At 57.0% G+C, this 26,988-nt stretch carries 24 protein-coding genes; 2 read left to right on the top strand and 22 right to left on the bottom strand.

Annotation, left to right across the window (positions count from 1 at the left end; translation table 11 throughout):
• Nucleotides 1–18: 18 nt before the first annotated feature.
• The 21 genes from atpD to V8G57_RS13490 form a co-directional block, all read right to left on the bottom strand.
• Nucleotides 19–1,419, bottom strand: coding sequence for a F0F1 ATP synthase subunit beta (gene atpD, locus V8G57_RS13590; protein ID WP_092354792.1), 1,401 nt, complete (start codon nt 1,417–1,419; stop codon nt 19–21).
• Between the two features lie 50 nt (nt 1,420–1,469).
• Nucleotides 1,470–2,342 (bottom strand): F0F1 ATP synthase subunit gamma, encoded by an 873-nt coding sequence (gene atpG, locus V8G57_RS13585; protein WP_092395801.1) that lies wholly within the window; start codon nt 2,340–2,342, stop codon nt 1,470–1,472.
• 17 nt (nt 2,343–2,359) lie between these two features.
• A complete protein-coding gene (gene atpA / locus V8G57_RS13580; RefSeq protein WP_092395803.1) occupies nt 2,360–3,901 on the bottom strand; it encodes a F0F1 ATP synthase subunit alpha in 1,542 nt (513 codons plus the stop codon).
• Nucleotides 3,902–3,953: 52 nt separating this feature from the next.
• On the bottom strand, nt 3,954–4,493 hold the full coding sequence (locus V8G57_RS13575) for a F0F1 ATP synthase subunit delta (RefSeq protein ID WP_092395805.1): 540 nt from the start codon (nt 4,491–4,493) through the stop codon (nt 3,954–3,956).
• A 2-nt stretch (nt 4,494–4,495) separates the two neighbouring features.
• On the bottom strand, nt 4,496–4,966 hold the full coding sequence (locus V8G57_RS13570) for a F0F1 ATP synthase subunit B (RefSeq protein ID WP_092395807.1): 471 nt from the start codon (nt 4,964–4,966) through the stop codon (nt 4,496–4,498).
• 66 nt (nt 4,967–5,032) lie between these two features.
• The gene (gene atpE / locus V8G57_RS13565; protein ID WP_011872763.1) at nt 5,033–5,278 is read right to left on the bottom strand and encodes a F0F1 ATP synthase subunit C; all 246 of its coding nucleotides are present in this window, start codon (nt 5,276–5,278) and stop codon (nt 5,033–5,035) included.
• A gap of 91 nt (nt 5,279–5,369) precedes the next feature.
• Nucleotides 5,370–6,194, bottom strand: coding sequence for a F0F1 ATP synthase subunit A (gene atpB, locus V8G57_RS13560; RefSeq protein WP_092395809.1), 825 nt, complete (start codon nt 6,192–6,194; stop codon nt 5,370–5,372).
• A complete protein-coding gene (locus tag V8G57_RS13555; RefSeq protein ID WP_092395811.1) occupies nt 6,191–6,535 on the bottom strand; it encodes an ATP synthase subunit I in 345 nt (114 codons plus the stop codon). Before V8G57_RS13555 ends, atpB begins: the two co-directional genes overlap by 4 nt.
• Before the next feature lie 292 nt (nt 6,536–6,827).
• A complete protein-coding gene (locus V8G57_RS13550) occupies nt 6,828–7,724 on the bottom strand; it encodes a ParB/RepB/Spo0J family partition protein (RefSeq protein WP_092395813.1) in 897 nt (298 codons plus the stop codon).
• 123 nt (nt 7,725–7,847) lie between these two features.
• A complete protein-coding gene (locus tag V8G57_RS13545; RefSeq protein ID WP_092395815.1) occupies nt 7,848–8,618 on the bottom strand; it encodes a ParA family protein in 771 nt (256 codons plus the stop codon).
• Between the two features lie 21 nt (nt 8,619–8,639).
• Entirely contained in the window at nt 8,640–9,275 is a 636-nt protein-coding gene (gene leuE / locus V8G57_RS13540; protein ID WP_092395817.1) for a leucine efflux protein LeuE, read from the bottom strand.
• 19 nt (nt 9,276–9,294) lie between these two features.
• Nucleotides 9,295–9,966 (bottom strand): 16S rRNA (guanine(527)-N(7))-methyltransferase RsmG, encoded by a 672-nt coding sequence (rsmG, locus tag V8G57_RS13535; protein WP_342829846.1) that lies wholly within the window; start codon nt 9,964–9,966, stop codon nt 9,295–9,297.
• A 69-nt stretch (nt 9,967–10,035) separates the two neighbouring features.
• Nucleotides 10,036–11,961, bottom strand: coding sequence for a tRNA uridine-5-carboxymethylaminomethyl(34) synthesis enzyme MnmG (gene mnmG, locus V8G57_RS13530; protein ID WP_342829845.1), 1,926 nt, complete (start codon nt 11,959–11,961; stop codon nt 10,036–10,038).
• 199 nt (nt 11,962–12,160) lie between these two features.
• Entirely contained in the window at nt 12,161–12,934 is a 774-nt protein-coding gene (locus V8G57_RS13525) for a sulfite exporter TauE/SafE family protein (RefSeq protein WP_342829844.1), read from the bottom strand.
• A gap of 259 nt (nt 12,935–13,193) precedes the next feature.
• The gene (locus V8G57_RS13520) at nt 13,194–14,165 is read right to left on the bottom strand and encodes a branched-chain amino acid ABC transporter permease (RefSeq protein ID WP_092396120.1); all 972 of its coding nucleotides are present in this window, start codon (nt 14,163–14,165) and stop codon (nt 13,194–13,196) included.
• A 17-nt stretch (nt 14,166–14,182) separates the two neighbouring features.
• The gene (locus V8G57_RS13515; RefSeq protein WP_144742540.1) at nt 14,183–15,067 is read right to left on the bottom strand and encodes an ABC transporter permease subunit; all 885 of its coding nucleotides are present in this window, start codon (nt 15,065–15,067) and stop codon (nt 14,183–14,185) included.
• 147 nt (nt 15,068–15,214) lie between these two features.
• Nucleotides 15,215–16,423, bottom strand: a complete 1,209-nt coding sequence (locus tag V8G57_RS13510; protein WP_342829906.1) for an ABC transporter substrate-binding protein — start codon at nt 16,421–16,423, stop codon at nt 15,215–15,217.
• A 79-nt stretch (nt 16,424–16,502) separates the two neighbouring features.
• The gene (locus V8G57_RS13505) at nt 16,503–17,252 is read right to left on the bottom strand and encodes an ABC transporter ATP-binding protein (RefSeq protein ID WP_342829842.1); all 750 of its coding nucleotides are present in this window, start codon (nt 17,250–17,252) and stop codon (nt 16,503–16,505) included.
• Nucleotides 17,252–18,022, bottom strand: coding sequence for an ABC transporter ATP-binding protein (locus V8G57_RS13500; RefSeq protein ID WP_342829841.1), 771 nt, complete (start codon nt 18,020–18,022; stop codon nt 17,252–17,254). Before V8G57_RS13500 ends, V8G57_RS13505 begins: the two co-directional genes overlap by 1 nt.
• Nucleotides 18,023–18,223: 201 nt before the next feature.
• A complete protein-coding gene (locus V8G57_RS13495; RefSeq protein WP_342829840.1) occupies nt 18,224–19,852 on the bottom strand; it encodes a GMC family oxidoreductase in 1,629 nt (542 codons plus the stop codon).
• 159 nt (nt 19,853–20,011) lie between these two features.
• On the bottom strand, nt 20,012–21,550 hold the full coding sequence (locus V8G57_RS13490; protein ID WP_342829839.1) for a CoA-acylating methylmalonate-semialdehyde dehydrogenase: 1,539 nt from the start codon (nt 21,548–21,550) through the stop codon (nt 20,012–20,014).
• Between the two features lie 140 nt (nt 21,551–21,690).
• Here V8G57_RS13490 and V8G57_RS13485 point away from each other — a divergent pair, with 140 nt between their 5' ends.
• A complete protein-coding gene (locus V8G57_RS13485) occupies nt 21,691–22,578 on the top strand; it encodes a LysR family transcriptional regulator (protein ID WP_342829838.1) in 888 nt (295 codons plus the stop codon).
• Nucleotides 22,579–23,401: 823 nt separating this feature from the next.
• Nucleotides 23,402–24,703 carry an aspartate carbamoyltransferase gene (locus V8G57_RS13480; RefSeq protein ID WP_342829837.1) on the top strand — a complete coding sequence of 434 codons (1,302 nt, stop codon included), beginning with the start codon at nt 23,402–23,404 and terminating at the stop codon, nt 24,701–24,703.
• Between the two features lie 83 nt (nt 24,704–24,786).
• Here the strand turns inward: V8G57_RS13480 and V8G57_RS13475 are convergent, their stop codons facing one another.
• Nucleotides 24,787–26,826: an AsmA family protein gene (locus V8G57_RS13475; protein ID WP_342829835.1), complete on the bottom strand. Its 2,040-nt coding sequence runs from the start codon at nt 26,824–26,826 to the stop codon at nt 24,787–24,789.
• Nucleotides 26,827–26,988: the final 162 nt, after the last annotated feature.

Raw genomic sequence — 26,988 nt, 5'->3', positions numbered from 1 at the left:
GGCTCCGGCGCTTGCCGGTTAGCCGATCTTCTTGGCCTTTTCGATTGCTTCTTCGATCGTGCCGACCATGTAGAACGCTTGTTCCGGCAGGTGATCGAGTTCGCCGCTGGCGATCATCTTGAAGCCCTTGATCGTGTCCTTCAGCGAAACGTATTTACCTGGCGAACCGGTAAACACTTCAGCAACGTGGAAAGGCTGCGACAGGAAACGCTGCATCTTACGTGCACGCGCCACCAGCAGCTTGTCTTCCGGAGCCAGTTCGTCCATGCCCAGAATCGCGATGATGTCGCGCAATTCCTTGTAGCGTTGCAAGATGCCTTGCACAGCGCGGGCAGTTTCGTAGTGCTCCTGGCCGACCACTTGCGGATCCAGCTGGCGCGAAGTCGAGTCGAGCGGATCAACCGCAGGGTAGATACCCAGCGAAGCGATGTCACGCGACAACACAACGGTGGAGTCCAAGTGAGCAAACGTGGTTGCAGGCGACGGGTCGGTCAAGTCATCCGCAGGAACGTAGACGGCCTGGATCGATGTGATCGAACCGGTTTTTGTCGATGTGATACGTTCTTGCAGCTGGCCCATTTCCGAAGCCAGCGTTGGCTGGTAACCCACGGCGGAAGGCATACGGCCCAGCAGCGCGGAAACTTCGGTACCGGCCAGTGTGTAGCGGTAGATGTTATCGACGAAGAACAGCACGTCCTTGCCTTCATCGCGGAAACCTTCAGCGATGGTCAGGCCGGTCAGCGCAACGCGCAGACGGTTGCCTGGCGGTTCATTCATCTGGCCGTAGACCATGGCGACCTTAGATTTTTCCGGATGTTCCAGATCAACCACTTTAGCGTCAGCCATTTCGTGATAGAAGTCGTTACCCTCGCGAGTACGCTCACCGACACCGGCAAACACGGACAAGCCGCTGTGCGCCTTGGCGATGTTGTTGATCAGTTCCATCATGTTCACGGTCTTGCCCACACCCGCGCCGCCGAACAGGCCAACTTTACCGCCCTTGGCGAACGGGCAAACCAGGTCGATAACCTTGATGCCGGTTTCCAGCAGTTCTTGCGATGGCGACAGTTCGTCGTACGCAGGAGCCTTGCGGTGGATAGAGGCAGTGGTTTCGTGGCTTACCGGACCGCATTCGTCGATCGGGTTGCCCAGCACGTCCATGATGCGGCCCAGTGTTGCTTTACCGGTCGGCACCATGATTGGCTGGCCTGTGTTCTTGATTGTCATGCCGCGGCGCAAACCGTCGGATGTACCCAGCGCAATGGTGCGGACTACGCCGTCACCCAGCTGTTGTTGTACTTCCAGCGTCAGTTCCGAGCCATCCATCTTCAAGGCGTCGTAAATCTTAGGCATCGCGTCACGTGGGAATTCAACGTCCACCACAGCGCCGATACACTGAACGATTTTGCCATCAGCCATTTTCGTTCCTTCAATATATAAAAATAAGTTTCTGTTAAGCGCGTAGCGCGCTAGACGGCAGCCGCACCGGCAACGATTTCCGAGAGTTCTTTGGTAATCGCAGCTTGACGCGTCTTGTTGTAGACCAGTTTCAGTTCGCCGATCACGTTACCCGCGTTGTCGCTGGCCGACTTCATCGCCACCATGCGCGCCGACTGCTCGGACGCCATGTTTTCTGCGACAGCCTGATAAATCAGCGCTTCCACGTAACGCACCAGCAATTCATCGATGACGCTTTGCACATCCGGCTCGTAAATGTAGTCCCAGGAATGCGAACCTTTTTTATCAGCCTCAAGACGATCGCTCGACAGCGGCAGCAGTTGCTGCAGCATCGGCTCTTGCTTCATCGTGTTGATGAACTTGGTGTACACCAGATAAACCGCGTCCAGGCGACCTTCCTGGTAAGCATCGAGCAGTACCTTGACCGGCCCGATCAGCTTGTCCAGATGCGGCGTATCGCCCAGCTGCACGGCATGCGCAACGACCTTGGCGCCGATCCGGTTGAGGAAACCCAGACCCTTGTTGCCGATCGCTACCGCCTGAACCTTGTTGCCTTGTCCTTCCAGCTCACGCAGTTTCGAGGTCAGCAAACGCAAGGAGTTGGTGTTCATGCCGCCGCACAGACCTTTGTCTGTGGTGACGACGATGAAACCAACGTTCTTGGAGTTGTCCTGCTTCACCATGAACGGGTGCGTGTACTCTGGATTGGCTTGCGACAAGTTAGAAGCGATATTACGAATCTTGTCACTGTAGGGACGTGCCGCACGCATCCGGTCCTGCGCCTTGCGCATTTTGGATGCGGCGACCATTTCCATCGCCTTGGTGATCTTCTTCGTATTTTCTACGCTCTTGATCTTGCTGCGTATCTCTTTACCTGTAGCCATTCCGTGCTCCAGTTAAATTAAGCCACGAACGATTTTTTGAAATCAGCAACGGCGGTAGACAATGCAGCTTCACCATCTTTGTCGAGTTGCTTGGTTTCTTCGATCTTTTGCAGCAAAGGCGCGTGGCTGGTCTTCATGAAGTTGTGCAGGCCGCTTTCGAACGGCAGTACCTGCTTGACTTCGATGCTGTCCAGGAAACCCTTGTTGACCGCGAACAGAGTCACAGCCATCAGCGAGATCGACAACGGCGAGTATTGCGCTTGCTTCAACAGCTCGGTAACGCGTGCACCGCGGTCCAGCTGCTTGCGGGTCGCTTCGTCGAGGTCGGAAGCAAACTGCGCAAACGCAGCCAGTTCACGATACTGCGCCAAGTCGGTACGGATACCGCCGGACAGGTTCTTGATTACCTTGGTCTGGGCAGCGCCACCAACGCGCGACACCGAAATACCGGCGTTGATCGCAGGACGGATACCGGCGTTGAACAACGAAGTTTCCAGGAAGATCTGACCATCGGTAATCGAAATCACGTTGGTCGGAACGAAGGCGGAAACGTCGCCAGCCTGGGTTTCGATGATCGGCAAGGCAGTCAGCGAACCAGTCTTGCCCTTGACTTCACCCTTGGTGAAATCTTCGACGTACTTTTCGTTCACGCGTGCCGCGCGTTCCAGCAGACGGCTGTGGAGGTAGAACACGTCGCCAGGATAAGCTTCACGGCCTGGCGGACGGCGCAGCAGCAGCGATACCTGACGGTATGCAACAGCTTGCTTGGACAGGTCGTCGTACACGATCAGCGCATCTTCACCGCGGTCACGGAAATATTCGCCCATTGCGCAGCCGGAGTAGGCCGACAGGTATTGCATCGCAGCCGACTCGGAAGCCGATGCAGCAACAACGATGGTGTATTCCATGGCGCCGTGTGCTTCCAGCGAGCGCACGATGTTCTTGATCGACGATGCTTTTTGACCGATAGCGACATAGATACATGTCACGTCCTGGCCCTTTTGATTGATGATCGCATCGATCGCCACAGCGGTCTTGCCGGTCTGGCGGTCACCGATGATCAGTTCGCGCTGGCCGCGGCCGATCGGCACCATCGAGTCGATCGACTTGATGCCGGTCTGCATTGGCTGCGAAACGGATTGACGGGCAATAACGCCTGGCGCGATTTTTTCAATCGGCGCTGTCAGCTTGGTGTTGACCGGACCCTTGCCGTCGATAGGCTGGCCCAGTGCATTCACTACACGGCCGCGCAGTTCCGGACCGATAGGCACTTCCAGGATACGGCCGGTACATTTAACTGTATCGCCTTCGGAAATGTGTTCGAAGTCACCCAGAATAACGGCGCCGACAGAGTCGCGCTCGAGATTCAGCGCGAGGCCGAATGTGTTGCCTGGGAATTCCAGCATCTCACCTTGCATCACGTCAGACAGACCATGGATACGGCAGATACCGTCGGACACGGAAATAACCGTGCCTTGATTGCGAATTTCAGCAGTATCGCCAAGGCCTTGAATCCGGCTCTTGATCAGTTCGCTGATTTCAGACGCGTTGAGTTGCATGTTAACTCCTAAAATTTTTCTCGTTGCTCAGTTACGCAAATACGCAGGGGTCTCAGGCAGCCAAGGCAGCGTGCAGCTCTTGCAGCTTGGCGCGTACCGAGGTGTCGAACACTTCGTCGCCGACCACTACGCGTACGCCGCCGATCAGCGAGTTGTCCACAGTGACCGATGGGTTCAGCTTGCGGCCGAATTTCTTTTCCAGCGTCGCGATCAGATCCTTCACTTGCGCTTCGGTCATTTCAAAAGCACTGGTGATCTCGGCATCGGCGGCGCCTTCTTGTGCATTCTTCAGCACTTGAAATTGCTCGGCGATTTCCGGCAAAGCAACCAGGCGGCCGTTGTCAACCAGCGTCGCGACGAAGTTCTTGGCTTCGGCGTTGGCCGCCTGCGGCGATTTCAGCAGCGCCAGGAACGTATCCGCGATTTGCTGATGCGAGACGGCCGGATTGTGCGCCAGCGCCTTCACATCGGAATGGACCGCTACCTGGCCCATTTCGGCAACCAGATTCGCCCACGCAGCCAGGTCTTGCGACTTGGCTACACGGAACAGCGCTTCTGCATAAGGACGAGCAATCGTTGCAAGTTCAGCCATGATTACAGCTCTGTTTTCAGTTGGTTCAGCAAGTCGGCATGCGCCGCGCTGTTGACTTCGCGCTTGAGGATCTGTTCGGCGCCTTTGACCGCGAGGGTCGCAACTTCGCCGCGCAGAGCTTCGCGTGCCTTGGTCATTTGCTGTTCCGCTTCGGCTTTAGCGTTAGCGATGATGCGGGCAGCTTCTTCCGAAGCCGTTTTCTTGGCTTCGTCGACGATCAGCTGGCCGCGCTTTTCAGCTTCGCCAATGCGCTTTTGACCTTCGTCGCGCGCGGTCGCCAGTTCTGCCGAAGCGCGCTTTTCAGCGGCTGCCAGATCTGCCTTGCCGCGATCAGCGGCTGCCAGGCCGTCCGCAATCTTCTTGGCGCGCTCATCGAGCGCCTTGGTCAGTGGCGGCCACACGAATTTCATCGTGAACAGCGCCAGGACAAAGAAGACCACGAACTGAGCAAACAATGTTGCGTTTAAGTTCACGGTAATTTCCTTCTCAGAATAACGTGTGCTGAAGTGACTCAGCAGATTCGGTTACGCTTGATTAAATTACTTAGCGATGAACGGATTTGCGAATGCGAACAACATGGCGATACCAACACCGATCAGGAACGCAGCGTCGATCAGACCGGCCAGCAGGAACATCTTGGTTTGCAGAGTGTTCATCAGTTCTGGTTGACGTGCCGATGCTTCGAGGTACTTACCGCCCATGATTGCGATACCGATACAAGCACCGATAGCGCCCAAACCGATGATCAAACCACAAGCCAAAGCAACAAAAGACAGATCAGTCATGACAATTCCTTCAAAGTTAAGTGAATACAAAAATTAATACAAAAAAACAAAACCAAAACAAGAACAACTACTGATTCAAATCCGGCGCCGGTTAGTGCGCCTCATGTGCCTGGCCGATGTACACCAGCGTCAGCATCATGAAAATAAACGCTTGCAGCAACACGATCAGGATGTGGAAGATCGCCCAGATCGAGCCGGCCACGACATGTCCGACAAAACCAAACGCGGTGGCGGTCGAACCGAGCAGCGCGATCAGCAGGAACAACAGTTCGCCGGCATACATGTTGCCGAACAGCCGCATCGCCAGCGACACAGTCTTTGCAGCAAATTCGATCAGGTTCAGCAGCAGGTTGGCAGGAGCCAGCCAGATGCCGAAAGGCGCTGCCACCAATTCGTGCAGGAAACCGCCAAAACCCTTGATCTTGAAGCTGTAGTACAGCATCAGCACCAGCACGCCGAGGGCGATGCCCATGGTGCCGTTGAGGTCGGCGGTCGGCACTACGCGGTGGTGGGAAATCAGGCCGTCCAGGCCGACCAGCTTGAAGAAGCTGGAGAACAGGTCGACCGGCAGGAAGTCGAGCGAATTCATCAGGGCGACCCAGATGAACACTGTCAGCGCCAGCGGCGCGATGAAGCTGCGGTCGCCGTGGACGATGCCCTTGGCCTGGTCGTCGACCATCTCGACCACCATTTCGACGAAAGCCTGGAAGCGACCCGGCACGCCTGCAGTCGCTTTACGCGCGGCAAGGTACATCAACAGGCAGCCGACCACGCCAGCGAACAGCGACCAGAAGATCGTGTCGATATTGATGATCGAAAAATCGACTATCTTGGATTGATGGCCAGTTGAAAAATGTCCAAGGTGATGGACAATATACTCTGAGGGGGTTAGTGCGTCGCTTGAAGCTACAGTCATGATCGATGTCTAAAAAGTAAGATTATGTAACTTTTAAGTACCACGATGAAGCTGACGATGAATGCCGGCCAATTCAAATCGTGGTACAACCATACGACCGCGCCAATCAGCGCAATCGTTGTAGCAATTTTGACAAACTCTCCGATGAAAAAAGACATCGGGTTGGCGCCACCTGGTTTGCGCGCGCTGATGTAAAGACGGAGAGCGAACAGTCCGTTGGGAACCGCGCAGCACACACCACCTAAAAGCGCGGAACAGAATCCGGATACGCCGGCCAGTAAACCTGCCACACTTGCCAGCACGACCGTAGTAACAAATTGCATAAGCACGATGCGCAGCATACTGACCCAATATTGTGCGAAGCCGCTCTTGCAACGCAGTTGACGAACGCGGCTGATACATCGCAGTTAATGCGCGCAGTTAAACACGTAACTAAGGCAAGTCCACGGCTGATTTAGAAGCCCGAGGATTATAAAGGCTGGGCGCGGCTTTCGTCAAACTTTTGCTGCCGAATCATAAGCTTATGCAACAGATCCACTTGCCTGCGGAAGCCCGTTTTACGGGCCGTGCAACCGTACCGACAATCATCCTGATTGTGATCTGTGCACCAATAATGTGAAGTGTCCCGATTTTCTATTCGGCGCCTTTGAGCCGCGCGATCAAACCGTCCAGCGTATCCAGGTCCGAAAAATCGATGATCAGCTGGCCGCGATTCTTGGCGGCGGTCTTGATCGTCACCTGGGTTGCCAGCAAATCCGACAATTCTTCTTCCAGGCGTGCGATATCGCGCGACTTTTCCTTGTTCTTGGCCGGCCGGCCTGCGCCATCGGCTTCGGTAGTGGCGCGCACCACCAGTTTTTCGGTATCGCGCACCGACATCCGCTTGGCGACCACCTGGTTAGCCAGCGTGATCTGGGTTGCGGCGTCCACCGCCAGCAGCGCCCGTGCGTGCCCCATGTCGATATCGCCCGCCATCAGCATGGTCTGCACCGGCTTGGCCAGGTTCAGCAGGCGCAGCAGGTTCGAGACCGCGCTGCGCGAGCGCCCTACCGATACCGCCGCCTGTTCGTGGGTGAAACTGAAATCGGTGATCAGGCGATGGATACCCTGCGCTTCTTCCAGCGGATTCAGGTCCTCGCGCTGCATGTTTTCGATCAGCGCCATCGCCGCCGTGGTCTGGTCGTCGACATCCTTGACCAGCACCGGCACTTCGATCAGGCCGGCCAGCTGGGCCGCCCGGAAACGCCGCTCGCCGGCGATGATTTCATAATGCTGGGCGCCGTTGTGCAAGGCGATCGGCCGCACCAGGATCGGCTGCAGCAAGCCCTGCTCCTTGATCGACGCCGCCAGCTCAGCCAGCGCGCCTTCGTCCATGCGGGTACGCGGCTGGTATTTGCCGGCCTGCATGACTGTCACGGCCAACACCGACGGCGCGCCGGCAATGGTCGGCACTGCCTCGGTGATGTCGGTCGATCCGCCCAGCAGCGCTTCAAGGCCGCGGCCCAGTCCTTTTGATTTCTTCGTGACCATCTTTTTCCTACCGTAGATTACTGTTTTACTGATAACGTTGTGACAGGCTGTGGATAACCCTGTGAATAAACCTATGGATAAGCCTGTGATTAAAGCTGTATAAGGCTGTACATAAGCTGTGCATTACATGGTCTTGATGCGCTCCACCATTTCTGCGCCAAAAGCGATATAAGCCTGCGCGCCCTTGGATGCAGCGTCAAAGCTGACGCCCGGCATGCCGTAGGAAGGCGCTTCGGCCAGCCGCACGTTGCGCGGGATCACGGTCTTGAACACCTTGTCGCCGAAATGCTTTTCCAGTTCGACCGACACCTGTTGCGACAAAGTCATGCGCGGATCGAACATCACCCGCAGCAGGCCGATGATCTTCAAGTCCGGGTTCAGGTTGGCGTGCACCTTCTTGATGGTGTTGACCAGGTCAGACAAACCTTCCAGCGCATAATATTCGCACTGCATCGGGATGATCACGCCATGTGCCGCGCACAAGCCGTTCAGGGTCAGCATCGACAGCGCCGGCGGGCAATCGATCAGGATGAAATCGTATTCGTCGGCAACGGCGATGAACGCATCTTTCAAACGCTTTTCGCGATTCTCCAGCTCGACCATTTCCACTTCGGCGCCGGCCAGTTCGCGATTCGCCGGCAGCACATCGAAACCGCCGGTCTCGGAGGTCTTGCGCACCGATTTGATATCGGAGATACCCAGCAATACTTCATAAATCGTGGCAGACAATGTGCCCTTGTTGATCCCCGCCCCCATGGTGGCGTTGCCTTGCGGATCGAGGTCCGCCAGCAGCACCCGCTGGTTCAGTTGCGCAAGGCCGGCGGCCAGGTTCACGGCGGTAGTGGTTTTACCGACCCCGCCCTTTTGATTGGCGACACAAAATATTTTTGCCATGTATTGGTGTAAAGGTCGTGATTAGTTAGTCGTTAATTTGATGCCAAAGCCGATCAGGAAAATGCCCGCGGCCTTGGAAGCGAATGCAGCAATACGGCGATTGTGTCCCAGGCGCTTGGCCGCGGTATTCCCGAGCAGTACCAGCAGACTACCGTAAAACAGCGCGCAACTGGAGATGATTGCAGCCATGGTAAGGAAGGTCAGGCTGCCGCGCTGTGCCGCCGGATCAATGAACAAAGGGAAGAACGCCATATAAAACACGATCGCCTTGGGATTGATCAGCGTCACCAGGAAACCGCGGGTGAAATTGCTGACGCCGGCGAAACCCACGGCAGCGCTGGCGCCCTCGCTCTTCCTGGCGAACAGCAGTTTGCAGCCGAGGTAAGCCAGGTAGGCCGCACCCAGGTATTGCACGCCCTTGAACACCAGCGGATTGGCGGTCAGCAGCGCGGCCACGCCTATCGCCGCCAGGAACATCAGCACCGCATCGCCCAGCATGATGCCGAACAGCGAGGCGTAACCGCCGCGCACGCCTTCCCTGCCGGCGCTGGTCAGGATGCAAAACGTGCCGGCGCCGGGCAGCGCCAGGAACACCATGGTTGCAACGATCAGTTGCCAAACGTCGGTAATGCCAAGGGCGTGGAAAAATGCAGTCATGATGGAATTGCTCCCGCTGTTATTTGCGTTTGATAAAAATCAGGTGACGTTCCGCATCCAGCCCCGGCACCGCCAAGGGCCTGATTTCGGTGACTTCCCAGCCGGCCGGCAGGCGCGCGATTTCCTCATCCGGCCGCACGCCTTTCAGCGCGATGAACTGGCCGTCATCGGTCAGCAAATGCGCCGACCAGTTGATAAAATCGGCCAACTCCGCAAATGCCCGCGAAGTGATCACGTCAAATTTCTGCGCTACCTGCAACTGCTCTACCCGGGCGGTGTGAACGCTTACGGTGCCCAGGCCCAGCTCGGCTTTTACCTGGGTCAGGAATGCCGTTTTCTTGTGCACCGTGTCGACCATCGACACCCGCATCTGCGGCCTGGCCTTGCCGGCCCAGATCGCCAGGATCATCCCCGGCAGGCCGCCGCCGGCGCCTACGTCGAGCACATTCTTTGCCTCGGAAAAAGCCGGCACTACCGCCAGCGAATCCAGCAAATGGTGGGTCATCATCTGCGCCGGTTCGCGGATCGAAGTCAGGTTATAAACCTTGTTCCACTTTGCCAGCAGGTCCAGGTAAGCCAGCAGTTGCTGCTGCTGCTCCTGGTCCAGCGTGATTCCCAGTGCTGACGCACCTTGCTGCAGGCTCGCTTCCAGCGCTTGTTTTGCCGCCGGCGCGGTCTGCGTTGAACTCATGTTGCCACTCCTCGATTATCCCGGCAATTACCTTGATGGTAGTTGATCAGATAGTTGATAACTAAACAATCAGGCAGCCTGATCGTCTGCATTCAGCCGCTTCATGCCGCCCTTTTTCAGGTGCACCAGCAAGAGCGACAAGGCGGCCGGCGTAACGCCGGAAATGCGCGAAGCCTGGCCGAAGGTCTCCGGCCGGTGCAGATTCAGCTTCTGGCGCACTTCGATAGACAGCGCCTGCACGTCCATGTAGTCCAGGTCGGCGGGCAGCTTCAGGTTTTCATTGTGTTCATGGCGCTCGACTTCCTTCGCCTGGCGGTCGATGTACCCGGCGTACTTGACCTGGATCTCGACCTGCTCTTTGACCGTGTCGTCCTGCACGCCCGGACCGCCCAGGTCCTGGCCATCGAGACCCTTGAGCGTCATCAGTTGATCGTAAGAAACGTTTGGACGGCGCAGCAGGTCGACCAGGGAATATTCGCGTTCGATGGCCTTGCCCAGCAAGCGCTCTGCCTCGGCTTCGGCCACGATGCGCGGGTTGACCCAGGTTGAGCGCAGGCGCTCCATCTCGACCGCAACCGCTTCGCGCTTTTTCTCGAATTGCGCCCATTGGGCATCGCCGACGCAACCCAGCTGGCGGCCGATCTCGGTCAGGCGCAAGTCGGCATTATCTTCACGCAGGCTGAGGCGGTACTCGGCGCGGCTGGTGAACATGCGATAAGGCTCTTGCACGCCCTGGGTAATCAGGTCGTCCACCAGCACGCCAAGGTAAGCTTCGTCGCGGCGCGGTGTCCAGGCATCGCGCTCCTGCGTCTGCAGCGCGGCGTTCAAGCCGGCCAGCATGCCTTGGGCGGCTGCCTCTTCATAACCGGTAGTGCCATTGATCTGGCCAGCAAAATACAAGCCCTGGATCGACTTGGTTTCCAGCGAAGCCTTCAAGGCGCGCGGATCGAAATAATCGTATTCGATTGCATAGCCGGGACGCAAGATGTGGGCGTTCTCCAGCCCGCGCATCGAATGCACCAGGGCCAGCTGCACATCGAACGGCAGGCTTGTCGAAATACCATTGGGGTAGAACTCGTTGGTTGTCAGCCCTTCCGGCTCCAGGAATATCTGGTGCGAATCCTTGCCTGCAAAGCGGTGGATCTTGTCTTCTATCGATGGGCAGTAGCGCGGCCCTACTCCTTCGATCACGCCGGTATACATCGGGCTGCGATCTAGGCCGGCGCGGATAATGTCATGTGTTTGCTGGTTGGTATGGGTAATCCAGCAAGGCAGTTGGGCCGGATGCATGGCGGTATTGCCCATTACCGAGAATACCGGCACCGGATCGAGATCGCCCGGCTGTTCCTGCATCACGGAAAAATCAATAGTGCGGCCGTCGATGCGCGGCGGCGTGCCAGTCTTCAGGCGGCCTTGCGGCAGTTTCAATTCTTTCAGGCGCGCAGACAGGGAGATTGCAGGCGGATCGCCGGCACGGCCGGCGGAGTAGTTGTTGAGGCCGACATGGATCTTCCCATCCAGGAAAGTACCGGCGGTCAGCACCACTGCCCTGCTACGGAACTGGATACCGACTTGCGTAACGGCGCCGACCACGCGATCACCCTCCACCAGCAGGTCATCCACCGCTTGCTGGAACAGCCAGAGATTTTCCTGGTTTTCCAGGCGCGAACGGATAGCTTGCTTGTACAGGATACGGTCAGCTTGTGCGCGGGTTGCCCGTACTGCCGGCCCCTTTGAGGAATTCAGGATACGAAACTGGATGCCCGCTTCGTCGGTAGCGATAGCCATTGCACCACCCATCGCATCAACCTCTTTTACCAGGTGGCCCTTACCTATCCCGCCGATTGAAGGGTTGCACGACATCTGGCCCAGGGTCTCGATATTGTGTGTCAACAATAGAGTCTTCTGGCCCATGCGGGCAGACGCCAGCGCGGCTTCGGTGCCGGCGTGGCCGCCGCCGACGACGATTACATCAAAATGTGTAGGAAAAAGCATAGTGCGCCTCTTGGAGACGATGAAAAACAGTGGGCTGAGGCGTGATTATAAAGCATGCAGCTATCGCTTACACCCTCCCGCACACAGTGTCGCGATTGTTTCACGTGAAACATTGAACAAACCGGAGTTATCGCGCCCAAAACAACAACGGCGATTGTTTCACGTGAAACAATCGCCGTTAGTGGTGGCGTCGAGGAAATTATTTAAGGAAGGCGTCGTAACCCGTTTTCAAGATCAATACCGACACCACCAGCAAAAACAGCTTCCGTACAAAACCACTCCCATGCTTGAGCGCCAGCTTGGTGCCAACCAGGGAACCACCAACATTACAGATAGCCATTATCAATCCAAGCTGCCAGATGATATGCCCGCTATATCCAAACCACAGCAAGGCGGCCAGGTTGGTCGCCACATTGATAACCTTGGAGACGGCGGAGGCCGCCAGGAAATCGAAACCGAAAAATCGCACAAACAGGAAAATCAGGAAGCTACCTGTACCAGGGCCGAAAACACCGTCATAAAAACCAATCCCACCGCCGATCAGCACCGCAAGCAGCTTCTCTTTCGAGCCGGTATGCAGAGGAGCATGAATACTGCCGAAATCTTTCTTCTTCACCGTGTATATCGCGACCGCCAGCAAAATGAACGGCAGCGATTTGCGAATCGCCTCAGTCGGTATATGGGTTACGGTATATGCGCCAAGGAAGGCAAACAGGAATGCCGCTCCTGCTGCGGGCAATGCCGCACTCCATGCCAGCTTGACACGTTTGGCGAAATTGACCGCAGCGGCGCCGGTGCCAAATATCCCGGCCAGCTTGTTGGTGCCGAAAACGGTAGCCGGCGCGGCATTGGGCAGCATCGAGAACAAGGCCGGTATCTGGATCAAGCCCCCTCCTCCAACCACGGCGTCGATCAGGCCGGCGACAAAACTGGCAAGGGCAAGGATAAGGAAGTCGGGAAATAACTCAGGCATGATGAACCAGGCAATATTAAAGACACGCAATTTTACGTGCCTGCGCCTGGGTGAGCATGCCAGGCAGCTATGTTATTTAGTCATAGCTATCCAAGTAATTCGATTAGCTGAACAGGATGGAAAAGTTCAAGCAAGCAACTTAATTAACTTCGGCACGACTGCTTAATATTTAAGCAGTCCAGATATCCCTATCCCCTAAACAAAAAGCCCGTACCAGCCAAGCTGGGTACGGGCTTTTAAAGATACGGCCGGGACTACGTCATCTGGCGCCGGAACGCTTGAGCAAGGCCGAGATTTCACCGACAATCCCGCGCCGGAACGCCAGCACGCAGACAATGAAGATAAAGCCAGTAACGATAGTGACCGACTCGCCAAGTCCACTGAACCATTCGATATGCGTCACCGAGGCCAGCCAGTTACCGATATCGCCCAGCTTGTTCTCCAGCACGATGATGATCAGCGCACCGACGATCGGTCCTATAATCGTGCCCAAACCACCCACCAAGGTCATCAGCACCACCAGCCCCGACATGGTCCAGTGCACGTCGGTCAGCGTTTCAAAACCCAGCACCAGGGTCTTGGTAGAACCGGCCAGGCCTGACAGCGCGGCCGACAGGACAAAGGCCAGCAGCTTGTAGCGGCTGACGTCGTAGCCGAGCGAAATGGCGCGCGGCTCGTTTTCCTTGATCGCTTTCAGCACCTGGCCAAACGGCGAGTTCACGGTGCGCATGATCAGCGCGAAGCCGGCCACTGCAATCGCCAGCACCACATAGTACAAAGTCAGGTCGTTGCCGAGATCGATAAAACCGAACAGATGCCCGCGCGGCACACCCTGCAAGCCATCCTCGCCGCCGGTGAACGGCATCTGCAGGCAAACGAAATACAGCATCTGCGCCAGCGCCAAGGTAATCATCGTGAAGTAGATGCCCTGGCGGCGGATCGCCAGGCTGCCCATTACCAGGCCGATCAGGGCGCCCGCCGCAGTCCCTGCCAGCAAGCCCACTTCCGTCGGCAAGCCGAGCTTGGTCAAGACATAACCTGCGATATAGCCGGCGCCGCCGAAGAATGCAGCATGTCCAAACGACAACAATCCAGTAAAGCCGATCAGCAGGTTGAACGCGCAGGCAAACAGCGCGAAGCAGATGATCTTCATCAGGAACACCGGATAGATGCCGAACGGCGCCGCCAGTGCCGCAGCCAACAGCAAACCGTAGCCTATTTTCTTGTTCATGTTCATAGCCGCTCCGCTCATTTCTCTTTGCCGAACAGGCCTGCCGGCCGGATCATCAGCACAATCGCCATCACGATGAACACCACCGTGGCCGACGCTTCCGGATAAAACACGCGGGTCAATCCCTCGATCACGCCCAGCGCCAGGCCGGTAATGATGGAACCCATGATGGAACCCATGCCGCCGATCACCACAACCGCGAATACGACGATAATCAGGTTCGAACCCATCAGTGGCGAGACCTGGATCACCGGCGCCGCCAGCACCCCGGCAAAGGCCGCCAAAGCGACGCCGAAGCCGTAGGTCAAGGTCACCATCAGCGGCACGTTGACGCCGAATGCTTCGACCAGCTTCGGATTCTCGGTGCCGGCGCGCAGGTAAGCGCCCAGCTTGGTCTTCTCGATCACGAACCAGGTCGCAAAACACACCGTCAGCGAAGCCAGCACCACCCAGGCGCGATAGTTCGGCAGCACCATGAAACCGAGGTCGGTGGCGCCGCTCAGCAGTTCCGGCACCGAGAACGGCTGGCCGGAAACGCCATAGAACGAACGGAAGATGCCTTCCACCATCAGGGTGATGCCGAAGGTCAGCAGCAAGCCGTACAAGTGGTCCAGCTTGTACAGCCAGCGCAGCATGGTCTTCTCGATGATGACGCCGAACAGCCCCACCAGCAGCGGCGCCAGGGCCAGCATCACCCAGTAGTTCAGGTTGAAATAGGTCAGCCCGATCCAGGCCAGGAAGGCGCCCATCATGTACAGCGCACCATGGGCGAAATTGATCACGTTGAGCAAGCCGAAGATCACTGCCAGGCCGAGCGACAGCATGGCGTAGAACGAGCCGTTGACGAGCCCCAGCAGCAGCTGGCTCATCAAGGCTTGAAAGGGAATGCCGAATATTTCCATGGCAATGTCATCAAAAGGTCACTCGTGCGAGTGAAGGACTATCGAACAGCGCGCCACGCAGCGCAGGAAAAAATCCTTGCACTGCGCGGCGCGCCAGGCATATCGTCAGCATCGGGCCGCATCCTCAGCAGAGGCGCGGCAGCCTGGTTACTTCCACAAGGCGCACTTGCTCTCGGCCTTGGTCGTGAAAGCCTGTTCGCCCGGGATGGTCTGGATCTTGGTCAGGTAGTCCCAAGGATATTTCGATTCAGCCGGTGTCTTGACCTGGTACAGCGTCATGTCGTGCACTACCCGGCCATCCGCACGCAGATAAGCGTTCTTGGCGTACATGTCGTTGAACTTGGCCTTGCGCAGCTGCTCCATCACCTTGTCGCCGTCGTCCGTGCCGGTGGCCTTGACTGCAGCCAGGTATTGCATCGCCGACGAGTAATCCGCGGCCTGCAGGCTGGACGGTTCCTTTTTCATCTTCTCGAAATAACGCTTCGCCCATTTGCGCGATTCGTCGTTCTGGTCCCAGTACCAGCTGTCGGTCAGGTACATGCCCTGGGTCTGCTTCAGGGTCAGCGAATGGATGTCGTTGATGAACACCAGCAGGCCGGCCAGCTTGGCGTTCTTGGTGACGCCGAATTCATTGGCGGCCTTGACCGAGTTGATCAGGTCGCCGCCGGCATTCGCCAGGCCGATGATCTGCGCCTTGGACGACTGCGCCTGCAGCATGAAGGAAGAAAAATCAGAGGCGTTCAATGGATGCTTGACCGCGCCGAGCACGGTACCGCCAGACGCTTTCACTACCGCGGTCGTATCTTTTTCCAGCGACGCGCCGAAGGCATAATCGGCAGTCAGGAAATACCAGCTCTTGCCGCCCTGCTTCACTACCGCCGAACCGGTGCCATGCGCCAGGGCGTAGGTATCGTAGGCATAGTGCACGGTATAAGGTGTGCATTCTTCGTTGGTCAGGCGGGTGCTGCCGGCGCCGATTTCAAAGAACGGTTTCTTCTTTTCCGCTGCAATCTTCGCCATCGCCAGCGCGGTGCCGGAGTTGGTGCCGCCGATCAGCACGTCCAGGCCTTGCTGGTCAAACCACTCGCGCGCCTTGCTCGATGCGATGTCGGCCTTGTTCTGGTGATCCGCCACCACCAGCTCGATTTTCTTGCCGTTGATGGCGCCGCCCATGTCGGCGATCGCCATCTTGATTGCTTCCGCGCCGCCGGGGCCGTCGATATCGGAGTAAACGCTCGACATGTCCGTGATGAAGCCGATCTTGATGACGTCGCCGGAAATCTGCGCCGAAGCCGGCGCGGCAAGGCCGAGGGCGACAGTACTGCTCACTGCGGCTGCCAAAATCTTTAACTTGATATTCATTGTCTTCTCCATTTTTTAAACCACCCGTTATCCCGCGGCTGCATCCGCAGCAAGCGGAACTCCCCGTCCAGACCTACACACCCAACAAAGCATTCAACACCGGCATTTTCTGTTCCAGCTGCGACGACGCAAACGACTCCACGATCTGCCCGTGCTCCATCACGTAAAAACGGTCCGCCAGGGGCGCCGCAAACCGGAAGTTCTGCTCCACCATCACGATCGTGTATCCCTTGGCTTTCAAGGTGGTGATCATGCGCGCCAGCGTCTGCACGATCACCGGCGCCAGGCCTTCGGATATCTCGTCCAGCAACAGCAGCCGCGCGCCGGTGCGCAAGATGCGCGCAACCGCCAGCATCTGCTGTTCGCCGCCCGACAGGCGCGTGCCCTGGCTGTTCCTGCGTTCTTTCAGGTTGGGAAACATGTCGTAGATTTCGTCGACGGACATCCCCTTTTCGGTAGTCGACAGCGACGGCGGCAACAGCAGGTTTTCCTCGGTCGACAAGGAAGAAAAAATGCCGCGTTCTTCGGGACAATAGCCGACGCCGTGATGCGCAATCTTGTAGGTCGGCAGCGCGATCGTCTCGACGCCGCCGATCTTGATCGAGCCTTTGCGGGCGCCGGTCAAGCCCATGATCGCACGCATGGTGGTAGTGCGGCCGGCGCCGTTGCGGCCCAGCAGCGTCACCACTTCGCCCTTGTTCACGCTGAGGTTGACGTTGTGCAGGATATGCGATTCGCCATACCAGGCTTGCAGGTTTTCGATGGCCAGCGCAGCCGTGCCTTGGGCTGCGGCGCTGACGCTTGGAGATTGGACAGCGGACATCAATGCGCTCCTGCCAGTGCCTCGGTGCTGGTGCCCATGTAGGCTTCCATCACCAGCGGGTTCTTGGATACTTCATCATAGCGGCCTTCGGCCAGCATGGCGCCGCGCTGCAGGACGCTGATCTTGTCGCAGATGCCTGACACCACGTTCATGTTGTGCTCCACCATCAGGATGGTGCGGCCGGCGGAAACTTTCTTGATCAGCGCCGTGACGCGGTCGACGTCTTCATGCCCCATGCCCTGGGTCGGTTCATCCAGCAGCATCAGTTCCGGCTCCATGCCCAGGGTAGTCGCAATCTCCAGCGCCCGCTTGCGGCCGTAAGGCAGGTCGACGGTCAGGGTATCGGCGAACTCGGTGAGGTCGACTTCCGCCAGCAGTTCCATAGCGCGCTGGTTCAGCTGCGCCAGCGATTTGCCGCTTTTCCAGAAATGGTAGGAAGTGCCCAGTGTACGCTGCAAGCCTATGCGCACATTCTCCATCACGCTCAAATGCGGAAACACGGCGGAAATCTGGAAGGAACGGATAATGCCTTGGCGCGCGATCTGGGCCGGCGCATCGGTCGTGATATCACGGCCGTTGAACAGGATCTGGCCGGAAGTCGGCACCAGGAATTTGGTCAGCAGATTGAAACAAGTCGTCTTCCCTGCCCCGTTGGGACCGATCAGCGCGTGGATATGGCCGCGCTCGACCTGCAGGTTAACGCCATTGACGGCCGTGAACCCCCTGAACTCCTTGGTCAGGTTTTTTGTCTCCAAGATGATGTCAGTCATCCGGTCTCCTATGCATGTTGCCTTATCGGAACCGCTCGCAGATGGTATTGCAAGCGCCTTATCAGCCTTATATTTTTTTACGGATACTAACCGTTGCCGCTCTGCCGGGGCAATACGTAGAAATACTATACAAAAACTTTGGATAAATTAGCCATGTCTTACAAAATATCCTGAACGGCGCCCAGGACCAAGCCCTTATTTTCATTTGCCGGCGCCCTCTTTGATGAATTTTGCCGCCATTTCCGCAATCATCAGGGTCGGCGAATTGGTATTGCCGGAAGTGATGGTCGGCATCACCGACGCGTCAACCACGCGCAGCGCCCCTACACCCTTCACCCGCAGCTGGCTGTCCACCACTGCCATCGGATCGTCGCCACGGCCCATCTTGCAGGTCCCTACGGGATGAAAGATGGTGGTGCCGATTTCGCCGGCGGCTTTGATCAGTTCTTCCTCGGTCCGGTATTGCGGGCCAGGCTTGAATTCTTCCGGCGCATATTTCTGCAGCGCCGGGGCGGCGGCAATCCTGCGCGTCAACAGCAGCGACGCTGCGGCAACCTTGCGGTCCTCCTCGGTATCCAGGTAATTCAGGGTAATTTTCGGCGCCTCCCCGGCCACGCCGGAAGCGATCCGCACATGGCCGCGCGAACTGGGCCGCAGGTTGCAGACGCTGGCGGTAAAAGCCGGGAAAGCATGCAGCGGATCGCCGAATTTTTCCAGCGACAGCGGTTGCACATGATATTCCAGGTTGGCCGTGGCCTGCCCCGGATCGGACTTGGCGAACGCCCCCAGCTGCGACGGCGCCATCGACATCGGGCCGCTCTGCATCAGCAGGTATTCCAGGCCGATCCTGGCCTTGCCTAGCCAGCTGCCGCTCATGGCGTTAAGGGTTTTGACGCCGCTGACCTTGAACGCCATCCTGATCTGCAAATGGTCTTGCAGATTCTCGCCGACACCCGGGGTATCCTGCACGACTGGGATCTGGTGCTGCTGCAGCAGCGCCGCCGGACCGATGCCGGACAACTGCAGGATTTGCGGAGAACCGACAGCGCCGGCGCTCAGCAGGGTTTCGCGACTGGCCTCGGCATGCCATTCCTTGCCGCCGCCGGAAAACTCGACGCCCTTGCACACCAGTCCCTGCTCGCCACGCTCAAGCGACAGGCGCTTTACCTGGCAGCCGGTCATGATCGTCAGGTTGCCGCGGCCGCTGGCAGAACGTAAAAAAGCCTTGGCCGCATTCCAGCGGATGCCGCGCTTTTGGTTCACGTCGAAATAACTGCATCCCTCATTGTCGCCGCGGTTAAAGTCATCAACCTTGGGGATGCCGGTTTCGGCCGCAGCATCGCGGAAAGCATCCAGGATCTTCCAGGACAAGCGCTGCTTTTCAACCCGCCATTCGCCGCCGGCGCCGTGGAATTCACTGGCGCCGTTATAGTGGTCTTCGCTCTTCCTGAACAATGGCAGCACCTGCTCCCAGCGCCATGCAGGATCACCGGTGAGTTCTGCCCACTGGTCGTAATCCCGGGCCTGGCCACGCATGTAGATCATGCCGTTGATCGACGAACTTCCGCCCAGCACCTTGCCGCGCGGATAAATCAGGCTGCGCCCATTCAAGCCGGCATCAGGCTCAGTCCGGTACATCCAGTCGGTACGCGGATTGTTGATGCAATACAGGTAGCCGACAGGGATATGGATCCAGATGTAATCGTCCTTGGCGCCTGCTTCTATCAGCAATACCTTAACCGAACCGTCCTGTGTCAAACGATTCGCCAGCACGCAGCCGGCGGTCCCCGCACCGATGATGATGTAGTCGTACTTGCCTGCTGATTCCATGCGTCTCTTTCTGTTTTTTTGTCTTGTGCAAACCTGCTTTGCCGCCTGATTCTCAAAATCCCATTCTGCGCTTCTCAAAAAAATGAAACATCACAGAACGAGATCTGTATAGAACATGAATATTATTTATACCGTTTTTAAAATAATTATTTACACCATTTATTTAGCGACCGGCATGGTGAATTCCGCGCCTTTTGAAATGGTCTGCGGCCAGCGCTGCATGATCGATTTATAGCGCGTATAAAACCGCACTCCTTCTTCTCCGTATGCATGCGTATCGCCAAACAGCGAGCGCTTCCATCCGCCGAAGGAGTGCCACGCCATCGGCACCGGAATCGGTACGTTGATGCCGACCATGCCGACCTCAATGCGCCGCGAAAACTCGCGCGCGGTATTGCCGTCCGAGGTGAACAGCGCTACGCCGTTGCCGAATTCGTGGGCATTGACCAGGTTCACGGCAGCAGCAAAATCAGGCACCCGGACGATGCAAAGAACCGGTCCGAAAATCTCTTCCTGGTAGATTTTCATTTCCGGCGTCACCTGGTCGAACAACGATCCGCCAAGGAAAAATCCCTGCTCCAGTCCCGCAACTTTCAGGCCCCGGCCATCGACCAGCAGCCTGGCGCCGGCAGCAACGCCGCCTTCGATATAAGCTTCGATCTTTTCCTTGTGCACGGCGCTGACCACCGGCCCCATTTCCGCATCGGCTTCCATGCCGTTCTTGATCTTCAGCGCTTTCACGCGCGGAATCAGCGCTTCTATCAATTTGTCGGCGACATTGCCGACGGCCACCGCCACCGATATCGCCATGCAGCGTTCCCCGGCCGAGCCGTAAGCAGCACCCATCAACGCATCCACCGCCTGGTCCAGGTCGGCGTCCGGCATTACCACCAGGTGATTCTTGGCGCCTCCCAGCGCCTGTACTCTCAGTGGATAAACGCCTTTGCGCTTGGCGCCCTCCTGGTAAATATATTCCGCGATAGGCGTAGATCCGACGAACGACACCGCCTTCACATCGGGATGCTGCAACAAGGTATCCACTGCCAGCTTGTCGCCTTGCACCACATTGAATACGCCATCCGGCAAACCGGCCTGGCGGAACAGGTCAGCCATCATCAACGACGGCGACGGATCGCGCTCGGAAGGCTTGAGGATAAATGTGTTGCCGGTCGCAATCGCCATCGGCGCCATCCACAACGGCACCATTACCGGAAAATTGAATGGCGTGATGCCGGCGGTGACGCCCAGCGGCTGGCGCAGGTTCCAGTTATCGATGCCGCCGCCGATATTGTCGGTAAATTGCGTCTTCAGCAGATGCGGAACACCGCAAGCAAATTCGACGATTTCCAGGCCGCGCGTCACTTCGCCCTTGGCATCGGAAAACACCTTGCCGTGTTCCCGCGTAATCGCCGCCGCCAGCGCATCGTGATGCTGCTCCATCAATTCCTTGAACCTGAACATCACCCGCGCACGCTTCAGCGGTGCGGTATCAGCCCATGCCGGCGCAGCTGCAGATGCGGCGGCAACCGCGGCGTTGACTTCTTCCACGCTGCCCAGCACAACCCTGGCCGAAACCGCGCCGGTGGCCGGGTTGAACACGTCTTGCAAACGGCCGCTGGCGGATTCTGTCAGCTTGCCGTTGATGTAATGTTGAATGAGCGGAGTCGGGCTGGGCGTCGAATTGAATTCGGTAGTCATAAGGATTCCTTTTGGTAAAACCGGGTTCGGTTAGCGTTTTCCCAGAATATCGCTAGCTTTGCCAACAATCCAATGAGTTATGATCAATATCAATATAAGCAATGCTAATAATAAAACCATCCTGATTAAAGATTAAGCACATGGACATTACCCAGCTTCGCGCCTTCCTCACCGTCGCCAGGGAGGGCAACTTGACACGCGCAGCCGAACTCCTGCACGTCACGCAACCAGCGGTCAGCCTGCAAATCAAGTCGCTGCAGGCCAGCCTGAACCTGCAACTGTTTACGCGCATCCCCAGCGGTATGGCTTTGACCGACGAAGGCATCAAGTTGCTGCCATTTGCCGAACGTGCAATCGCCGCCATGGCGGAAATGCGCCAGCAGGCAGAAAGCCTGCACTCTGACAGCTCGGAAATCCTGAGCGGAAAACTGGCGATCGGCACCATTCTCGATCCTGAATTCATCCGGTTGGGCGCTTTCCTGCAGCGCCTGGTGGAAAGTTATCCCCAGCTTTCTACACAGTTGCAGCACAGCATGTCTGGCGATGTACTACAGCAAATCAAATCCGGCCATCTCGATGTCGGTTATTACCTCGGTACGCCCAACAAAAACTTTCACCGGCTCACACTGACACAATTTACTTACTGCGTGCTTGCACCATCCGGCTGGAAAAGCCGGGTTTCCGGAAAAGACTGGCCGGCTTTGGCCAAACTGCCCTGGATCTGGACTCCACCCGAGTCAGCGCATCATCGTTTACTCAGCAAAACTTTTGCTCAATACAAAGTCACGCCAAACAAAGTTGCGCTGGTCGACCAGGAACCTTCGATGCTTGACCTGGTGAAATCCGGAGTCGGCTTGTCTCTGGTGCGGGAGTCAATTGCATTACGTGAAGCACATGCCCACGGATTGGTGATTTCCGATACGGTCAATTTATCCACCGAACTTTCGTTTATCACCCTGGAAAAACGCAAGGACGAACCGGTCATCGCTGCAATTTTTGCGATATTGCAGTCAATCTGGAAAAACTGATGCTTCAAAAGCATCTTTTAGAGAAGAAAACTCGTCCTTTTTGCAAATCCAGCTTCTTCAGCTTTGTATTTAAAGATTTATATATATAAATAGTAGTAGTAGTTAACCACCTGCTTTTCTGTGGATAACTATAAATTTGACTATTCATTCAATAACTTACGGCTTGGATAAATGCTGAGTAAACCTTGTATCTGGAAAGAACATTTCTTGGATAAAAATGACGGTCTGACGCTTGTCCTGGTTTATTCACATTGGATTCCACTAGTTATCCAAAGACTTATCCACAACCCTCGTTCTGGATCTCTTCTTTTCTACCGTTGAAATAGATGCATTTTTTGAATCAAGGAAAGAAGGTTTTTGAAAAAAAGCTTTTTTTATTTCTTTTTGTTAAATATTTTTTTAAAAGCAACTTCAAAAGAAAAGGTTTTTCGGTTTTGTATTTAAAGATTTATATATATAAATAGTAGTAGTAGTTAACTAACTGCTTTTCTGTGGATAACTGCCTATTTGACCATTCATTCAAGTACTTATGGATTGGATAAAGCCTGAGTAATCGGTGTATCGCAAAAGAATAGTTCTTGGATAAAAAGATGGCTGTGGAAAACTATCTCAGATATCCACAATTGAAAAACACAATATCCACAGCTTTATCCACAAAATCCGAAAATCGGGCTGTTTGCCTGGGTTTTTGAGCCTCTTGAACCTGTTTTCAAGAAAATTTTTCTCTTGCCTAAATAATGAGCAGCATGAAAGAAGGAAAAAAGCCTGGACAGGATAAATCCAAACCTTTAATGTACGCTTAGCGTATATAAAGGTGGCGAGAATGAGTGATCAACAAACTTTCCTGCGCGACGCCATGCGTCGCCTGAACCTGACCCGGGACAATTTTTCCGACCGCATCGGCATTCGCAAGCGTGCGTTGGACACCTGGCTGCTTCCGGAAACGTCCAGCGAATTCAGGGTCATGCCGGACATTGTCAGCAAATTTGTCGGCGAAATCCTGGCTGCCGAATTGCTTAAATCTGCTTCAACGCAGAGCGTATATGTCAATAAAACAGATGCGCCGCTCCGCGAGCAGATTTCTTATAACGGCAGGCCCCAGCTGCTGTCGGTCGACCAGTTCTCACGCGATTCACTGGAGCAGCTGTTCCGCGTGACAGACATCATGCAGCCCATTGCAAGGCGCCAGAAGGTCTCGCGCATCCTCGAGGGGGCGGTGCTAGCCAATTTGTTCTTTGAAGCCAGCACGCGCACGCGTATCAGCTTTGGCGCGGCTTTTTGCCGGCTGGGAGGTTCGGTGTGCGACACCACCGGTTTTACCTTCTCTTCGATGACCAAGGGCGAGTCGATCTACGACACCAGCCGCGTCATCAGCGGTTATGCCGATGCGCTGGTAGTCAGGCATCCGGAACAGGGAGCGGTGGACGAATTCGCCCGCGCTACGAATATCCCGGTAATCAACGGCGGCGACGGGCCGGGTGAGCACCCGAGCCAGGCGATCCTCGACCTGTACACCATACAGCGTGAGTTCTCGCGCCTGGGGAAACTGGTCGACGGCGCCCATATCGTCATGGTCGGCGACCTGAAGTACGGCCGCACCGTGCATTCGCTGATCAAGCTGCTGGCCCTGTATCGGGGCCTCAGGTTCACCCTGGTGGCGCCGCCGACGCTGGAGATGCCGGCCCATATCCTGGAACGCATCGCCCGCGGCGGCCACACGGTGGAGCAATCGGCCTCGCTGGCGCAGGGATTGAAGGGGGCTGACATCGTGTACGCAACCCGGATCCAGAAAGAACGCTTCGCCGACGAGGCGATAGAAGGCTACACCCCCGATTTCCAGATCAACCAGGCGCTGATCGACGCCACCTGCGGCGCCGGCACCATCGTCATGCATCCCCTGCCGCGCGATGGCAGGCCGGGCGCCAACGACCTGAGCACGGATCTCAACCACGATCCGCGCCTGGCGATCTTCCGCCAGACTGACAACGGCATTCCGGTGAGGATGGCGATTTTCGCCACCCTGCTAGGCGTGGAAAACCAGGTGCAGCATTCGATGCGCGACGTCAGCTGGCGCTCACCGCACTATGTCGGGCCGGATGACGCGGTATTTGATGGGGTCGCCTAGACGGGGTCGCCAGGATGGTGGGATCGATTGAAATTTGCGGGCCGGACCAGCCGGTCCGCCCGCATACTGCAGGAAAAAAAGGCCTAGTGCGTTTTCTTTAGGCGCAAAGTCTTGCCGGGCGGCGGCGCCACCGGCTTTTCCTTGGCCAGCGCCAGCAGGCCGGCGCAATCGCTCTGCTGGTCCGGGCTGATATTGATCAATGGCAGCACTGCCGCCACCGGAGCCAGCACGCCGAGCGCAATCGCACCGCCAGCCTTCAAGGCCAGCACACCCTTGTCCACCCCTACGTCCGGGTTCTTGAAGCTGCCTGTGACGTGCAGCGGCGACCTGAGCGAGAAGATGCGCAAGCCCTTGGTCTTCGGATTGATGGTCAGCGCCAGCGACTCCTGGGCGAGATTGACCTGGCCTTCGACATTGATGATGGCGTCGTCGGTATCCATCACGAAGGTGCGGGCGTCCATCACGCCGTTGGTCACGGCAAAATCGCTGGCCAGGCAATTGAGCTTCACCTGCTTGTCGCCGAACAGCTTGGAAATCACCACATTGCCGATGTTCAGGCCAGCCGCCTCCAGCAAGAACTTGCTGATGGTGCCCTGGTTGATCAGGGTTTTCAGTTCGCCGTTCGAGCTGGCCAGCAGGCTGGCCACCGAGTTGCCGACAGCGGACAGAGAGGCGTCGCCGTTTATTTCACCCAGGCTGGCCTGGGCTGACGCCAGCGTCGGGAACAGCTGCTTGATTTTCAGGTGGCGCGCCGATATTTTCATTTCCGCCTTGATCAGCTTGTTGCTGCCGTCGAGCTTGATGTTGGAAACCAGGTTGCCGCCGGCCACGCCAAAGTTCAGCGGCGTCAACGACAGCACACTGTCCTTCAAGTGCAGGTCGGCGACCAGGTCCTGGATCGGCAGGTCCTTGTCGCGGATAATCTTGCGGCCGGTGAATTTGACATCGGCATCGATGCTGCCCCAGCGCGCGGTATCGAACTGCTCCACCGGCAGCACCTTGTTGCTCGGCTGCGCCACGCCGTCGCCGCGATTGGCCTTGCTGGCGTTCGAGTCGGCGCCGATCAGCGGCGCCAGGTCCTGCAGCTTGAGCTGGTTGGACAGCAGCGAGCCTTTCAGCAAAGACCGTGGTTTCTGCGCGATGTATTCCAGCGTGCCGGACAAGTCGCTGGAGCCGACGCGGCCGCTGAATTTATCGTAGGTCCAGTCGCCGCCGGCGCTGTTGAGCTTGCCGATCAGCCGCCCTTCAGTGGCGAACGGCGGCGTCGCCGGCAGCACGATGCCGGTCAGCGGATACAGGTTGGACATGCTGGCGCCCGACAGTTTCAAACGCAAGTCCAGCGCCGCCAGGTCGCTCGGCTTGGTCAGCGTGCCCTGGATGGCAATCGCGGTCTTGCCGATATTGACGCTGGCCTGCAGCGGATAGGGCGTGGTGGAATTTTGCAGCGACAGCACCGCGCCGGCTTTGCCGCTGCCGCTGACGGCAGCCTTGTTGAACGTGCCGCCGACCTTCCAGCCGATGCCGTAACCTTCGGCGCTGGCTGCCGGCAAGCTGTCGATGTCAGCCTTGATATTGAGCTTGCTGATGGGGTCCAGCAACCTCACCGTGCCTTTCGCCAGGGCCAGCTTTTGCAGTTCCAGCTGCCAGGCAGACGGTCCGCTGGATTTGAACGTCCAGTTGTTGTCGCCATCCGGCTTGCGTTCCAGCGCGATGCTTGGCGTATCGAGCTCCAGCGACGGTATCACGATACGGTGCGCGAGCAAGGGCAAAGGACTCAATGAAAACGTCAGCTGGCCGATCTCCGCCATGTGCGGGCCGGTCTTGGCCCAGTCGGGATTGTCCAGCACGATATCCTTGGCGCTCAGGCGCGGCCAGGGCACCCAGCGGCGCCAGCTATCGAGGTCGGCCTGCGATTTTTGCCAGGTAAGCACCAGGTCGCCGCGAATCGCGAAATTGCGTCCGGTGGCCTCGCTGACCCGCTGGTTCAGCCAGGGTTTGGCGCGGTTCCAGTCGAATGTGAGCAGCAGCGCCACGCAGAGGGCGATCAAAGCAATCAATGCCGCAATCGACCATAACAGCCATCGAACCGGGCGCCGCAGCGAGGGAAATGTAGAGGCAGTCATAAGGTTGTGAGGTAAGTCGCGATGAAAAAGTTCAATTTGACAAGTGTCCGGATTGCCGTGCTTGCCGCTCTAGCAATAATAAACTGATGAGAGTGTATGTCATCGAGACCCGGTGATGAGGCGTTATCTAGAGACTGACCCCCTGCATTTGTGTGAGACATG

Source organism: Collimonas rhizosphaerae (assembly GCF_038896935.1).
GTDB classification, from domain to species: domain Bacteria; phylum Pseudomonadota; class Gammaproteobacteria; order Burkholderiales; family Burkholderiaceae_D; genus Collimonas; species Collimonas rhizosphaerae.
Note: the sequence above shows the minus strand (reverse complement) of the source record. Positions and strands in the feature narration are given on the sequence as shown.